The following is a 14,312-nucleotide window of genomic DNA, read 5'->3' on the forward strand; positions in this document are numbered from 1 at the left end:
CCTCAGGCAGCTTTTTGCGCCGGCGTACGCGGCAGGCCAAAGTCTTCGGGGAAATGATCGAGCGCGGACAGCACCGGGAAAGGGGTCATGCCGCCCATCGCGCAGAGGGAGCCTGCGACCATCGTGTCGCAGAGTTCGCGCAGCAGCGTGATCTGTCGCACCGATGTATCGCCGTCACGAATCTTCGCGATGACTTCTTCGCCGCGCGTCGAACCGATGCGGCAGGGCGTGCACTTGCCGCACGATTCGATGGCGCAGAAGTGCATCGCGTATTGCGCAAGTTCGGCGAGATTCGAGGTGTCGTCGTGGATCACGAGACCGCCGTGGCCCACCACCGCGCCGACCTTCGCGTAGGCTTCGTAGTCGAGCGGAATGTCCCACTGGCTTTCCGGCAGATACGTGCCGAGCGGACCGCCCACCTGCACCGCGCGCGCGGGACGGCCGCTTGCCGTGCCGCCGCCATAGTCGTAGATGAGTTCGCGCAACGTCACGCCGAACGCGAGTTCGACGAGACCGCCTTGCTTCACGTTGCCCGCGAGCTGGAACGGCAGCGTGCCGCGCGAACGGCCCATGCCGTAATCGCGATAGAAGGCCGCGCCCTTCGCGAAGATGATAGGAACCGTCGCGAGCGTGATGACGTTGTTGATGACCGTCGGCTTGCCGTACAAACCGACGAGCGCCGGCACCGGCGGCTTCGCGCGCACGATGCCGCGCTTGCCCTCGAGCGATTCGAGCAGCGCGGTTTCCTCGCCGCACACATACGAGCCCGCGCCTTTCGCCACGTACAGATCGAACGCGTGCGACGTGCCGAGGACGCTCGCGCCGAGCCATCCCGCTTCGCGCGCCTTGTCGATCGCGCGATTGAGTGTCGTGATCGAATGCGGATACTCGCTGCGCACGTAGATATAGCCTTTGGTCGCACCCGTCGCCACGCCCGCGATGATCATGCCTTCGATCAGCATGTACGGATCGCTCTCCATCACGAGGCGGTCGGAGAACGTGCCGGAGTCGCCTTCATCCGCGTTGCAGACGACGTACTTCTGATCGGCCAGCGCCGCGCGCACGGTCTTCCACTTGATGCCCGCCGGAAACGCCGCGCCGCCGCGTCCGCGCAGCCCCGAGTCGACGAGCGCTTCGCAGACGGCGTCGCCGTTCATGTCGAGCACGTTGCGCAAGCCTTGCAGGCCGCCGAGCGCGGTGTAGTCGTCGATCGAAAGCGGGTCCGTGATGCCGATGCGCGCGAACGTCAGACGCTGCTGGTTCTTCAAATACGGGATTTCGTCGACGATGCCGACGTTCTTCGCATGCGCCGCGCCTTCGTGAAAGCGTGCATCGAAGAGGGCGGCGATCTCGTCTTCATCGACGTTCGCGTAACCGACGCGTCCCTGCTCCGTTTCCACTTCGACGAGCGGCTCCAGATAGAACAGCCCGCGCGATCCGTTACGCACGATCTGCACGTCGATGCTGCGCGACTGCGCTTCATTCGCGATTGCCTGCGCGATGCGATCGGCGCCGAGCGCGAGCGCGGCGGAATCGCAAGGGACATAGATGCGCGTCATGCCGTCACCTCGTTCTTGTCTTTGGCTGCGCTGAACAGGCGATCAAATTTCTGCGGCGTCATCCTGGCGTGAATCTCGCCGTTGATCGTCATCGACGGCGACAGCGCGCACTGGCCGAGGCAGTAGACCGATTCGAGTTCGGTGTCTTCGGCGTGACCGCTATCGAAGCGGCAGCCTGTATGGCCTTCGATGTGATCCTTCAGCGCCTCGGTGCCCATGCTGCGGCACGCCTCGGCGCGGCACAATTGCACGGTGACGCGCGCGGGCGGCTCGGAACGGAAGTGGTGGTAGTACGTGATCGTGCCGTGAACTTCGGCGCGCGACAGCGACAAGGCGCGCGCGAGCGGCTCGACGGTCTCGGGCGGCACGAAGCCGGTTTCGTCCTGGATGGCGTGCAGGATGGACATCAGGGTCGCGCCTTGCACGGCATGGCGACGCACGAGTTCCTCTGCGGCGACGGCGGATAGCGGTTGTCTCATGGGGCTCCTCCACACTCGGCATATGTTTTCTTGATGCATATTTCGATCATATAATCAGGGTCGCCGAGCCTGTGAAAGAACAATAGGCGTCGTGATATATCTTGGCAATAGGAAGGGGCAATGCATATGGTCGACATCGAATGCCGCGCCGAGCTCATCTTGCGGGACGTCGATGGCCGGGAAACCAGTCTCAGCGCGGTTGTGCCGCTTTTGCAGCTCGTGGCGCAGACGGGAAGCATTGCCAATGCGGCGAGCGCTAGGGGTTTGTCCTATCGGCATGCGTGGGGCCTGCTGCGCGAAATCGAGGCGCGGCTGGGCGGCGGGTTGATCACCAAGTCGCGGGGGCGCGGGTCCGTGCTGTCGGAACTGGGCGAATCGGTGCTGCGCGCGCAGCGCATGTGCGGCGACCGGCTCGAAGCGCCATTGCAGGCGGTCGCTAACGAAGTCGCCAAGGAACTGAACCGCCGGCTCGCGGGCGAAGTATCGGAGGTGCGCATTCACGCATCGCACGGCTATGCGGTCGCGACGCTTGTGCGCGCGCTCGGCGAGCGGCGCGTGCCGGTGGACATCAAGTATCGGGAAAGCGCTGAGGCGGTGAGGGCGCTCGCGCGCAACGAGTGCGAGCTGGCCGGCTTCCATCTGCCGATCGGCGAATTCCGCTCGGTCTGCGCGGATATCTACCGGCCTTATCTGGATACCAGGAAGCATCAGTTGATTCGCCTCACCCGGCGCACGCAGGGCCTCTTTCTCGCGAAGGGCAATCCGAAGCGCGTCTCAGGCCTGCGCGATCTCGCGCGCGACGACGTGCGCTTCGTGAACCGTCAGCCGGGCTCTGGCACGCGCATGCTGCTCGATCTGGCGCTGCGCGGCGTCGGCGTCGATCCGGACCAGATCAACGGCTATGCGTCGACCGAGCTCACGCACTCGGCGATCGCCGCGTTCGTCGCGAGCGGCATGGCGGATCTCGGCTTCGGCGTGCAGCCGGCCGCGCAGCACTTCGGGCTCGATTTCATTCCGATCATCGACGAGGATTATTTCTTCGCCTGCGAGCGCGCGCGGCTCGACGAAGCGCGTCTCTCGACCGTGCTCGGCGTGTTGCGCAGCGAGGCGTTCAACCGCAGCGTCGCGCATCTCGGAGGCTACGATCCCGAGCAATGCGGCACGCTCGTCGATATCGACGAGGGCTTGCGCGGCTGAACGCGAAACGATCCGTAAGAGGAACGCGGGCCGCGAAGCGGGCTTGCGGCGGCGAATTGGGTTAACCTAACGGCTTGCTGTCGAGTTCCACTTTGTTGAGACGCGCGTCGCCGCGCGAATACCGCCATGAAATTCTCGTTGCTCGCTTCATTGTCGGCGTCGCTCGTCGCCGGCGCCATCTGTCTCGCGCCCGTTGCTTTTGCCCAGAATTCGCCGGGTCTGCCTGGCGGCGTGCTGCAGGAACAATTCCGCCTCAACGAGCATCCGCAGATGCCGTTTGCCGCGTCCGCGCCGTCGGACAAGTATCAGCAAGGCACGTCCGCGATGCGTCGACGCGCCGATAACGGCGACCCCAACGGCTGCAACCTGAAGTGCCCGAAAGACGGCACGAACTAAAGCCCGGATGAATTGCGGCGCGTGCAATGCGCGCCGTCATCGGCTTCCATTCTTTCCCTCGCTTTCTCCCGTTCCGTATGGCCATCCGCACGCAGCGTGTGCGCGTCACCTCATTGCGCGCGCAATGGTTCGGGCGCGGACCGAAAAGCACTACGAGATGGCCGATGTGCGGCATGACCTCGGCAGTACCTTAATCCGGGCGTGTCATTGCGGCTTTTGGCGGGGCGCGCGGTCGTTTTTCTTACCGTCGAAAAATCACAAAAACACGAGTGCGCCGGCTGCCCGAAGACGCGGATATCGCGCGCGGGCGAGGCACGGGGGACGCGATGCCTTGGGCACGGCGCGTGGCTTCGAGCGCACTACGGACCATCCGAGGGACTGCAACCATGCGAATTCTGCAGGTCATACTTGCGCCCCGCCTGTCGGGGGCGGAGGTTCTTGCAAAGGGCGTCGCGATCGGACATCAGCGCGACGGACACGATGTCTCCATCGCTTCGCTGATGCCGGAGCACGATGACTTCGCGCACATCAGCGCCGAGCTTCGCGCGCACGGCGTGTCGTGCATTTTCCCGGACAAGACGCCGGGCAAGCTGGGCCGCCTGCTGTTTCTTCATCGGGCGATCCGCACGTTCCGGCCGGACATCATCTTCGCGCACGCGACGATTCCCGCGCTCTACGTGCGCGCCTTGCCGACGCGCGTGCCGATCGTCTGGGTCATGCACTCCGGTGCGAACGACTTCGCCAACGCCGCGCTGATGCGTGCCGAGCGGTTGCTGTCGAACCGGGCGAAGGCGGTGATCGGCGTTTCGCAGAAGAATATCGACGAGTACGTGAAGGAGATCGGCCTGCATCCGTCGATGATCGTCGTGCCCAACGGCGTCGACGTCTCCCGCTTCGCCGACGATGGCGGTCCGCGCGTGCCGGTCGCGTACAAGCAGATCGTGCAGGTGGGCCGCTACATTCCCGAGAAGAACCAGTTGCAGACGGTCGAAGCGTTCGCCCGCGTCGCGCGCGCCGATCCCGATGCGCGGCTCCTGCTGTGCGGCGTGATCGAGAACCTCGACTATCACAAGGCGGTCGTCGAACGCGTCGCGCAACTGGGACTGAACGATCGCGTGACGATCGACGGGCCGCAGACCAACGTCGCGCAGATTCTGCGTGCATCGGCCGTCTTCGCGATGCCTTCCAGCTTCGAGGCGCACAGCATCGGCTTTCTGGAGGCGCTCGCGTCCGGGATTCCGGTGGTAGGCAACGAGATCGCGTCGTTCGCATTCGCGGGCGGTTTTCCCGGCGTGCAACTGCTCGATACGAACGATGCGGAGGCCTACGGCCGGGCGCTGCTCCACGCGCTGACGCAGCCGCGCGCCAAGCGTCCGCTGCAAGGATTGACGTTGCAGAGCACCGCCGACCGTTACCTCGCGATTGCCCGCGATGTGCTGAACATGCGGGTGGGACTGAGCTAGACAGCGAGAGCTGGAAAGCCGGAACGCCGCCTTGATCGGGCGGCGTTGTGCTTTAGCGGCTCCAGTAAACGAGTGTCTTCGTCCAGAGCGATTCCGAGAACAAGCCCGGCAGGTCGCCCCAGATTTGCACCGGCCCGAGACGGAACGACGTGTCGATGTCGTAGCCCGACAGGCTCGGCGCGCCGCCCGTGTAATAGAACTCCTTGAGCAGCGCGTTCGCACGCCGGAACAGCATCAGCGTGGCGTGATTGTCGTGCTCGTTGCGGCGGATCAACGCGGGCATCGAATCGGCATAAGACGTGTCGCGCAGCGTCGCCGTCTTCTGCGCGGGGCCGAAAACGCGACCGCCCTTGATCGTGAAGACGCGCGTGCCCGAGGCGTCGCCGCGCGGTTCGAGCACGGCGAGATCGTCGATGCCGTCGCCGTCGATATCGCCCGCTGCGACTTTCACCGATGCCGCGCGCAACTGCGGATACACATTCGTGCGATAGCGCGCGGTGAACGCGCTTCCCGTGCTCGCGAGCGGCGAGAGCGCGAGCGCGCCATCGACGTTTTCCATCGCGATGAGGCCCGCTTTCGGCGAGCCCGCCACGCGCGCCGGGAGAAAGCGCGCGCTGGCATCGAGTTCCCGGGCTTCGAGCCATAGCGCCGGCGGCGCGGCGGAATCGAGCATCCAAAGATCGAGGCCCGCGTCCTTGCGCTTCTGCGCGATGACGAGATCGGCGCGGCCGTCGCCGTTGAAATCCCCCGCGATGTATTGCTGCGCGATGTCGGGCGTCCATGCGGCGCTCGTCTGCCGCCACAGGCGCGGCGCTTCGAAATTCGTGCCCGCGCTTCGCAAGAGCCAGAATGCGGTGCCGCCATTGCGCGGCGTGACGACCATCAGATCGGCGCGGCCGTCGCCATCGAAGTCGGCGAGCAGGAAGCGGGCGCTGTCGAAGCACAGCGTATCGCCCTGGCACGTGGGCGCGGTCGCTTTGGGATCGAACGGCACCGCGTTCAGATACCAGGGCGCGGCCTGATCGATGCGCGACATCTCCGCGACCCACACGTTGAAGCCTGGGCCGTCTTTGCGGCGCTGGACATAGACGGTGCTGTCGCGGCCCGCGCCGCGCACGTCGCCATAAAACGCGCCTTCCTGACGCGTATCGGTCCACGCGGTCTGCGGCGACGGCGACCAGCGGTATTCGGCGGTCAGGAGCGAGCATCGGCCCGCGGTGAGCGCGCCGTTCTTCTCACCGAGGCAATGGTTGAGCGGCGTGTAGACGAAGCCGAAGTCCCACGGCGTCCATCGTTGCGCTGCGCTTTTCGCGTCGCATGCTTCTTCGACCAGCCCCGAGTCGCGCTCCGCGATGCACGCTCGCGTCGATGCGTTGATGAGCAGCGCATCGTTCTTCTCGCCGGGCGTCGCGGGCAATTGCTTCCAGAACCAGTTCTGTGATGCATCGCCTGAACATGCGCCAAGGCGCGGCGCATTGCCCGGTCCGCCGGACGTGAGGCATCGGCTGGAATACTCGTTGACGAGCTGGAACGGGCGCAACTGGAAGTCGGGGCCTGCGTCGCTGCTGCGGGCGGCGCTCCAGTAGCGGCGCGCAACCCAGTTGCCGTCCCACATGTATTCGCCGAAGACGTGGCCGGCGTCGTTGCCATCGACGGCGAAATAGCTGGCGACGACATCGCGCTTGCGTAGCGTGTCGGCGGCATCGAGGTTCTTCGGCAGGCCGCCGGTCGGATAGGTCACGTGGTAGCCGATCGGCAGGCTGCGCTTGAGGCCCTGCGCCGCCGTGCGGGTCATGCGCGCGGCGTAGATGTGGTCCGGATGCTCCATGAACGCGACGGTGTCGGGATTCAGCGTGTAGATCTCCGTGGCGTCGGCGAGGATCGCGCGCAGCGTCGCGATTAGCGAGGGGCGGTCGTAGGTGGTCGGGGCGGTGCCATCCGCGTTCAGCGGGTAGGTGGTGAGCGTCTGGCCGCGGTCCCACAGCAGGCCGAGCGGCACCTTGCCGCCGCGCACGCCGCCGCCGGGCAGGCGCAATTCGAGCAGCTTGACGCGCGGTTGCTGCGCGAGCACGAGTTGATGCACGGGCTTGCCGGCGAACGTGACCGTCGATTCACGCCATTCGTCGGGAACGCCGGCCATGCGCGCATAGGCCAGTTTGGTGCCGGTCTCCCGCAGCAGCACGTAGTCGAACTTCGCGCCATTTGCGCCGCCGACGATGTGAACCGTCGTGATGCACCAGCCGGCGTCCAGCTTGTCGCTGATGCCGGGGTTCACGAAGAGAAGGTCGTCGTCGAGATGCGCGACCACGGTGATGAGCGTGCCGGCGTGGCAATCCGGCGATGCCGCTGCGGCGTGGGCCTGCACAGGAACGAAGAGGCTGAAGAAGGCCCACATCAACGACAAGCACGCCGATTCTAACCATGTAGTCCTGATGCCTCTGCGCATGCTTTCCCCGTGTTTGCGCGACCGCGCAAACTGATTCGAACGATAGAGCAGAAGATTGCCGCGCGTTGGCCGATGGGGTCGGTGCCCGAGCGAACATGTATGAAGGATGCGCGGGAAGCTCGATCGACGAGCGGCGCGACAGGCGAAAAAAACCTCGCTCGAAGGCGAGGCCAAGTACTTGGAATGACTCTGCGTCCGCAACAGGTCAAGGGTCAGCCGCTCGGTGGACGAACAGCAAGGGAAGGGTAGGCGGGATGCCGGAGTGCGGACGTCGATTCATCCGATAAGTCGTTTATCAGTCAGAGATGATTGACTGCAGTCAACAAAGAATGTTGGCGTACGCTTGACCGAGTGCAAAAGCAGATAGTTGGCGGAAGGCAATTATCGGATCGGTCCGATTCGAGCGACGCGCCGGAGCCTCTATTCTCTCGCCGTAGTTCACGTTGTCTCTGCCGTGACTATGTCTCTCAAGGATGTTTGCCCCGCCCCGTGCGGGGCTTTTTTTCGCGCCTTGCAGACGTACGGCCCTCAGCAGTGCCGGACGACAGAAGAAAAAACCCGCGACGCTTGCGCTGTCGCGGGTCTTTGAAAGGGGGTGGTGGAGGCGGCGGGAATCGAACCCGCGTCCAGAAGCGATCTACGACCAGTTCTACATACTTAGTTCTGTCTTTTGATTTAGCCGCAACGACGCGGACGAACACGCTGCGTTACGGCGATTCACTAAATTTTCGACTTTGGCGTCGTGACGCCACCAAAGCTTAACTGACGTATATGACCTCTCGCGGTATTGCTACCCTAGCCCGTCAGTGAACTAGTGAGAGGACGGCGGCCCTTAGGCTGCCAGTGCGAACGTATCGTCGTTTGCAGTTACGATTTTCCCATTGATTAACGAGGTGACGGGTCCTCGGTATGCCCTGACCGCTTCACAACCCCTGTCGAAACCAGGTCGCCCCCAAAGCGGAAGTTTCATTATCCCACGAAAAGCCATATGAGGCGAACGGCCCCGTTTTCAAGACGCCGCCGCGCCTGCGTTACGCGATGTCGCGCAACAGATGCTGCAATTCCTCAGGGGTATCGACGACATGGTTCGCGTGCCACCGGCGCGGCGGGATGTCGTCGCCGCAATAGCCGTAGGCGGCCGCCACCGTGATCATTCCCGCCGCGAACCCCGCTTGTACGTCGCGCAGGTCATCGCCCACATAGACGATACGTTCCGGCGCGACATCGAGCAGCTCGGCCGCATGCAGCAGCGGTGCGGGATGCGGCTTGGAATGCGGAGTCGTGTCCCCGCAGACGAGGCAGGCCGCCCGCGTGTCGAGGCCTAGCAGCGCGACGAGCGGCGCCGCGAGCCGCGTCACCTTGTTCGTCACGATGCCCCAACGCACGCCGCGCGCGTCGAGCTGATCCAGCAATTCCGCAATACCCGGAAACAGCGTCGTTTCGATGCACAGATCGGCTTCGTAGTTGGCGAGAAACTCCTCGCGCATCGATGGAAACTCGTGATGTTCCGGCCCGATATCGAACGCGCCGCCGAGCAGCCCGCGCGCGCCCGCCGACGCATACGGCCGCAGCATTTCCAGCGGACGCATCTCTAGTCCGCGGTCGTGGCGCATCTTGTTGACCGCTGCCACGAGGTCGGGCGCGGTATCGGCGATGGTGCCGTCGAGATCGAACAGCACCGCCTGGCAAAGACCGAGCGAGTTGCCTTCGGCGGCCCGCTGGGGCAGGGGAGTCGGATCGTCGGGCAAGGGCTTCGTCTGCACGACGCCCGTTTCATCCTGGTCTTCTTGATTCATCGTGTCACGCTTCCCGGCGGCAAGCCATCATGTAGTTGATGCTCGTGTCGTTGGACAGGCCAAAGTGCCTCGAAATCGGCCGGTAGGTGATGCCCTTGATGTCGACGGGCAAGAGCGAAGCCATGCGCGCGTACGACGCCAGTTCGGACGGCTTGATGAAGCGCGCGTAATCGTGCGTGCCGCGCGGCAGCATCCGCGCGATGTATTCCGCGCCGATCACCGCGAACAGATACGCCTTCGCGTTGCGGTTGAGGGTGGAGAAGAACACCCAGCCGCCCGGCTTCACGAGCGCCGCGCACGCGGCAACGGTGCCCGCCGGACTCGGTACGTGCTCGAGCATTTCCATGCACGTCACGACGTCATACGAGGCCGGCTCGCGCGCCGCCAGCGCTTCGGCGGAAATCTCTTCGTAGGCGACTTCGACGCCGCTCTCCAGACTATGCAAATCCGCGACGCCCAATGCGTTCGACGACAGATCGATGCCCTTTACCGTCGCGCCGCGCGTGGCCATCGATTCCGACAGGATGCCGCCCCCGCAACCGATGTCCAGGACACGCTTGCCCATGAGGTGCGCGTGATCGTCGATCCACGCGAGCCGCACCGGGTTGAGTTCATGCAGCGGTTTGAACTCCGCGTTCGGGTCCCACCAGCGATGCGCCAGCTCGCTGAATTTTTGTAGTTCGTGGGGATCGACATTGGTCATGAGAGAAAACCCTTGCTAAGTCGTGAATCAGTTAGACCGAGTATATAGGCGCTCATTGAGGCGGGCAAAAGGCGCAACGGGCGATGCGACCGGCATTCGGCAAGAAAGCGAGTCGATCCCGGCGATCCAGGCATAAAAAAACCCCCGCCGAGGCGGGGGTTCGATCTGCGGCAATCCGACAGCTTACTGCTGCGGCTGACGCGTCGTGCCAACAACTTCGACTTCCACGCGACGATCCGGTGCGAGGCAGGCGATGAGTTGCTTGCGATTCTTCTGGTTGCACGAACCCTTCGTGACCGGGTCGCGCTTGCCCTTGCCTTCCGTGTAGATACGGTTGGCTTCGATGCCCTTGCTGACCAGGTAAGCCTTCACAGCTTGCGCACGGCGCAGCGACAGACGATCGTTGTACTTGTCCGAACCGATGCGGTCGGTGTAGCCGGTAGCGACCACGACTTCCAGGTTCAGCGCGCCGATCTTCGATGCGAGATCGTCCAGCGCGGTCTTGCCAGCCGGCTTCAGAACTGCCTTGTCGAAGTCGAACAGAGCGTCGGCCTGATACGTGACCTTCTGCGTCGTGATTTGCGGAGCCGGTGCGACCGGCGGAGCGACTGCGGGAGCCGGCGCTTGCGCGACCAGTGCACCGTCGCACTTTGCGTTAGCCGTTGCCGGCGTCCAGAACGCATCGCGCCAGCACAGCTCGTTCGTGCCGTTCATCCACACATACTCGCCCGTGCCATTCACCCAGTTGTCATTGACGGCTTGTCGCGAGGCCGGCACCGACTGTGCCGAGGCCGATGCAGCCATAACTGCGGTAGCTGCAATGAACGCGAGCTTTGAAAGTTTATTCATATTTCTCCTCTCGAAATTGAGATTACCGCAGGTTTACTGCGAGCCTGTAGACAAAGACAAGTCATACATTGCTCGAAGTATAACATTCCCCGCGGAGCCAAACGCTGTGTGTAGACTTCGAGCAGTGTCTAACTTTGTGCGTTGGCATTTTGCCATATCGTTCCCTTGCAACGATAAAAATATCCCCGCACCCAGCCCGCTCGCAACCTTATGTGGTGCCTCCGCAACAAGAAAGGGACAGGAAGGCGCAGCCGTCGGATAAGGCGCTGCACGTGCGCATTCGGCGTGCCCGAAACGCGTTTCCATAACCCGTCGTTGCGGCTGATTCTGCAGGCAGAAACAGTTGAGGCGGCATGATAGCCCGCGCGCGTGACGAAATGACTGATAACGTTCCCCGGTTTTTGTAAGTAATTGGTACGAAGCGGCGCACCGTTCCTTCAGAAGCGGGGCACTGCCGGGCAACTGTATGTATACGCGACGCGCCGGGTGTGAATTTCCCGCATGGTAGAATCTGCTGATGCGCTGCGTTCGCGGCGCCGCAGCGTACGTCGGCTGCGCGCCTGCCCGGCGTGCGCCGCGCGGCCGGCGGATGGGTGTCGTGAGGTCGACGAGCGCGCTGCCGTGTCGCTGCTGCACAGTTCAAGACACGGATAATGGATCAATTCGCCAAAGAGACTCTGCCAATCTCCCTCGAGGAGGAAATGCGCCGTTCGTATCTCGATTACGCGATGAGCGTAATCGTCGGGCGTGCGCTTCCCGATGTCCGCGATGGCCTGAAACCGGTGCATCGCCGGGCGCTGTACTCGATGCACGAACTGAACAACGACTGGAATCGCCCGTACAAGAAGTCGGCGCGTATCGTCGGGGACGTGATCGGTAAGTACCATCCCCACGGCGACGCGTCGGTCTACGAGACGATCGTTCGCATGGCGCAGCCGTTCTCGCTGCGCTACATGCTGGTGGATGGTCAGGGCAACTTCGGTTCCGTCGACGGCGACAACGCCGCGGCCATGCGGTACACCGAAATCCGCATGGCGAAGATCGGCCACGAACTGCTGGCCGACATCGACAAGGAAACCGTCGACTTCGGCCCGAACTACGACGGCAGCGAAAACGAGCCGCTCGTCATGCCGGCGCGTATTCCCAACCTGCTCATCAATGGCTCGGCTGGTATCGCGGTCGGCATGGCGACGAACATTCCGCCGCACAACCTGCGCGAAATCGTCGATGCATGCCTGCATCTGCTGAACACCCCTGACGCGACAGTCGACGAACTGATCGAAATCGTCCCTGCGCCGGACTTCCCCACGGCCGGCATCATTTATGGCGTCGCGGGCGTGCGCGACGGCTATCGCACCGGGCGCGGGCGCGTCGTCATGCGTGCGGCCACGCACTTCGAAGAGATCGATCGCGGGCAGCGCATGGCGATCATCGTCGACGAGATTCCGTATCAGGTGAACAAGCGCACGCTGCTCGAGCGCATCGCCGAACTCGTCAACGAGAAGAAGATCGAGGGCATCTCCGACATTCGCGACGAATCCGACAAGAGCGGCATGCGCGTCGTGATCGAGCTGAAGCGCGGGGAAGTGCCGGAAGTCGTGCTGAACAATCTGTACAAGCAGACGCAGCTTCAGGACACGTTCGGCATGAATCTGGTCGCGCTCGTCGACGGCCAGCCCAAGCTGCTGAATCTGAAGGAAATGCTGGAGTGCTTCCTGTCGCACCGGCGGGAAGTGCTGACGCGGCGCACCGTGTTCGAACTGCGCAAGGCGCGCGACCGCGGGCACGTGCTCGAAGGTCTGGCCGTGGCGCTGGCGAACATCGACGAATTCATCGCGATCATCAAGGCCGCGCCGACGCCGCCCATCGCCAAGCAGGAATTGATGAACCGTCCGTGGGACTCGTCGCTCGTGCGCGAGATGCTCACGCGTGCGGAAACCGAGGCTTCGGGCGGGCGTATCGCGTATCGGCCGGAAGGGCTGAATCCGGCATACGGTCTGCAGGAAGACGGCCTCTACAAGCTGTCCGACGTTCAGGCGCAGGAAATTCTGCAGATGCGCCTGCAACGCCTGACCGGTCTCGAACAGGACAAGATCGTCGGCGAGTATCGCGACGTGATGGCGCAGATCGCCGACCTGCTCGACATCCTCGCGCGGCCTGAGCGTATCCGCCAGATGATCGTCGACGAACTCGGCCAGATTCGCACGGAATTCGGCGACGAACGCCGCTCGCGTATCGAGATGAACGCGACCGAGCTGAACACCGAAGACCTGATCACGCCGCAGGAAATGGTCGTGACCATGTCGCACGCGGGCTACGTGAAGTCGCAGCCGCTGTCCGAATATCGCGCGCAAAAGCGCGGCGGTCGCGGCAAGCAGGCCACGCAGATGAAGGAAGACGACCTGATCGACACGCTGTTCATCGCGAACACGCACGATCACATGCTGTGCTTCTCGAACCGTGGCCGCGTCTACTGGATCAAGGTCTACGAAGTGCCGCAGGGTTCGCGCAACTCGCGTGGCCGGCCGATCGTCAACATGTTCCCGCTGCAGGACGGCGAAAAGATCAACGTCGTGCTGCCGATCAAGGAATTCTCGGCGGACAAGTACGTGTTCATGGCGACGTCGCTCGGCACCGTCAAGAAGACGCCGCTCGAAGCGTTCAGCCGTCCGTTGAAGAAGGGCATCATTGCGGTCGATCTGGACGAGGGCGATTACCTCGTCGGTGCAGCGATCACCGATGGCGCGCACGACGTCATGCTGTTCTCGGATGCGGGCAAGGCCGTCCGCTTCGACGAAAACGATGTCCGTGCGATGGGTCGCGGCGCGCGCGGGGTGCGCGGCATGCAGCTCGAGGACGGGCAGCAGGTCATCGCGCTGCTGGTCGCGGGCGGGGAAACGCAGTCGGTGCTGACCGCAACGGAGAACGGCTTCGGCAAACGCACGCCGATTCACGAGTACACGCGCCATGGCCGCGGCACGAAGGGCATGATCGCGATTCAGACTTCCGAGCGCAACGGCAAGGTCGTCGCGGCGACGCTCGTCGAACCCGAAAGCGAGATCATGCTGATCACCACGGCGGGCGTTCTCATCCGCACGCGCGTGTCCGAGATACGCGAAATGGGCCGCGCAACCCAAGGTGTTACACTCATCAGCCTTGACGAAGGGACGAAGTTGTCGGGACTGCAGCATATCGCCGAGGCCGAAGCTGATGCCGAACTCGACGAAGCGGATGCGGCCGCGAACGGCTCCACGCCCACGCCGGACGATGCGGAAAACGGAGAAGGCGGCGAAAGTGGTGAAAGCGCCTGATATTTTTTGTGTCGCCGGTTTCTCGTTATCGCTTTTGAAAGCCTGAATTGGTTAAGCTGCGCGACGTGAGCTTCATGCCGGCGCTGCGCTTCGTTTCTCTTCGAAGCCAGCGC

Annotated in this window: 10 protein-coding genes and 1 other RNA gene; 4 read left to right on the forward strand and 7 right to left on the reverse strand. The window is 63.5% G+C overall.

All coding sequences use genetic code 11. The features are described from left to right. Positions 1-2: 2 nt before the first annotated feature. Both AB6804_RS11625 and AB6804_RS11630 read right to left on the reverse strand, forming a co-directional pair. On the reverse strand, positions 3-1,559 hold the full coding sequence (locus tag AB6804_RS11625) for a formate dehydrogenase beta subunit (protein WP_370886601.1): 1,557 nt from the start codon (positions 1,557-1,559) through the stop codon (positions 3-5). Next, the gene (locus AB6804_RS11630) at positions 1,556-2,038 is read right to left on the reverse strand and encodes an NAD(P)H-dependent oxidoreductase subunit E (RefSeq protein ID WP_370886602.1); all 483 of its coding nucleotides are present in this window, start codon (positions 2,036-2,038) and stop codon (positions 1,556-1,558) included. The genes AB6804_RS11625 and AB6804_RS11630 overlap by 4 nt, the downstream gene beginning before the upstream one ends. Before the next feature lie 126 nt (positions 2,039-2,164). Here AB6804_RS11630 and AB6804_RS11635 point away from each other — a divergent pair, with 126 nt between their 5' ends. From AB6804_RS11635 to AB6804_RS11645, 3 genes are all read left to right on the forward strand, one after another. Next, positions 2,165-3,235: a substrate-binding domain-containing protein gene (locus AB6804_RS11635; protein ID WP_370886817.1), complete on the forward strand. Its 1,071-nt coding sequence runs from the start codon at positions 2,165-2,167 to the stop codon at positions 3,233-3,235. Between the two features lie 126 nt (positions 3,236-3,361). Continuing rightward, the gene (locus AB6804_RS11640) at positions 3,362-3,631 is read left to right on the forward strand and encodes a hypothetical protein (RefSeq protein ID WP_035959694.1); all 270 of its coding nucleotides are present in this window, start codon (positions 3,362-3,364) and stop codon (positions 3,629-3,631) included. Positions 3,632-4,017: 386 nt separating this feature from the next. Then, positions 4,018-5,094, forward strand: coding sequence for a glycosyltransferase family 4 protein (locus tag AB6804_RS11645; protein WP_370886603.1), 1,077 nt, complete (start codon positions 4,018-4,020; stop codon positions 5,092-5,094). Between the two features lie 52 nt (positions 5,095-5,146). Here AB6804_RS11645 and AB6804_RS11650 read toward each other — a convergent pair whose 3' ends face one another. The 5 genes from AB6804_RS11650 to ompA form a co-directional block, all read right to left on the reverse strand. After that, positions 5,147-7,489, reverse strand: coding sequence for an FG-GAP-like repeat-containing protein (locus tag AB6804_RS11650; RefSeq protein WP_370886604.1), 2,343 nt, complete (start codon positions 7,487-7,489; stop codon positions 5,147-5,149). 647 nt (positions 7,490-8,136) lie between these two features. Then, positions 8,137-8,494, reverse strand: a transfer-messenger RNA (tmRNA) gene (gene ssrA / locus AB6804_RS11655). Positions 8,495-8,571: 77 nt separating this feature from the next. Next, positions 8,572-9,336 carry a phosphoglycolate phosphatase gene (gene gph, locus AB6804_RS11660; protein WP_370886605.1) on the reverse strand — a complete coding sequence of 255 codons (765 nt, stop codon included), beginning with the start codon at positions 9,334-9,336 and terminating at the stop codon, positions 8,572-8,574. 4 nt (positions 9,337-9,340) lie between these two features. Then, positions 9,341-10,039: a bifunctional 2-polyprenyl-6-hydroxyphenol methylase/3-demethylubiquinol 3-O-methyltransferase UbiG gene (gene ubiG, locus AB6804_RS11665; protein WP_370886606.1), complete on the reverse strand. Its 699-nt coding sequence runs from the start codon at positions 10,037-10,039 to the stop codon at positions 9,341-9,343. A gap of 183 nt (positions 10,040-10,222) precedes the next feature. Further along, positions 10,223-10,888 carry an outer membrane protein OmpA gene (ompA, locus tag AB6804_RS11670; protein ID WP_035959690.1) on the reverse strand — a complete coding sequence of 222 codons (666 nt, stop codon included), beginning with the start codon at positions 10,886-10,888 and terminating at the stop codon, positions 10,223-10,225. A gap of 653 nt (positions 10,889-11,541) precedes the next feature. On the opposite strand from ompA, the gene gyrA reads away from it, so the two are divergent. Continuing rightward, a complete protein-coding gene (gyrA, locus tag AB6804_RS11675; RefSeq protein WP_244794285.1) occupies positions 11,542-14,199 on the forward strand; it encodes a DNA gyrase subunit A in 2,658 nt (885 codons plus the stop codon). The last annotated feature ends 113 nt before the right edge of the window (positions 14,200-14,312 follow it).

The organism is Caballeronia sp. RCC_10, assembly GCF_041360715.1.
GTDB lineage: Bacteria > Pseudomonadota > Gammaproteobacteria > Burkholderiales > Burkholderiaceae > Caballeronia > Caballeronia grimmiae.

Coding starts and splice junctions, on each gene's coding strand:
- AB6804_RS11625 (WP_370886601.1), bottom strand. CDS start 1,559: ATGACGCGCATCTATGTCCCTTGCGATTCCGCCGCGCTCGCGCTCGGC.
- AB6804_RS11630 (WP_370886602.1), bottom strand. CDS start 2,038: ATGAGACAACCGCTATCCGCCGTCGCCGCAGAGGAACTCGTGCGTCGC.
- AB6804_RS11635 (WP_370886817.1), top strand. CDS start 2,165: ATGGTCGACATCGAATGCCGCGCCGAGCTCATCTTGCGGGACGTCGAT.
- AB6804_RS11640 (WP_035959694.1), top strand. CDS start 3,362: ATGAAATTCTCGTTGCTCGCTTCATTGTCGGCGTCGCTCGTCGCCGGC.
- AB6804_RS11645 (WP_370886603.1), top strand. CDS start 4,018: ATGCGAATTCTGCAGGTCATACTTGCGCCCCGCCTGTCGGGGGCGGAG.
- AB6804_RS11650 (WP_370886604.1), bottom strand. CDS start 7,489: ATGTGGGCCTTCTTCAGCCTCTTCGTTCCTGTGCAGGCCCACGCCGCA.
- gph (WP_370886605.1), bottom strand. CDS start 9,336: ATGAATCAAGAAGACCAGGATGAAACGGGCGTCGTGCAGACGAAGCCC.
- ubiG (WP_370886606.1), bottom strand. CDS start 10,039: ATGACCAATGTCGATCCCCACGAACTACAAAAATTCAGCGAGCTGGCG.
- ompA (WP_035959690.1), bottom strand. CDS start 10,888: ATGAATAAACTTTCAAAGCTCGCGTTCATTGCAGCTACCGCAGTTATG.
- gyrA (WP_244794285.1), top strand. CDS start 11,542: ATGGATCAATTCGCCAAAGAGACTCTGCCAATCTCCCTCGAGGAGGAA.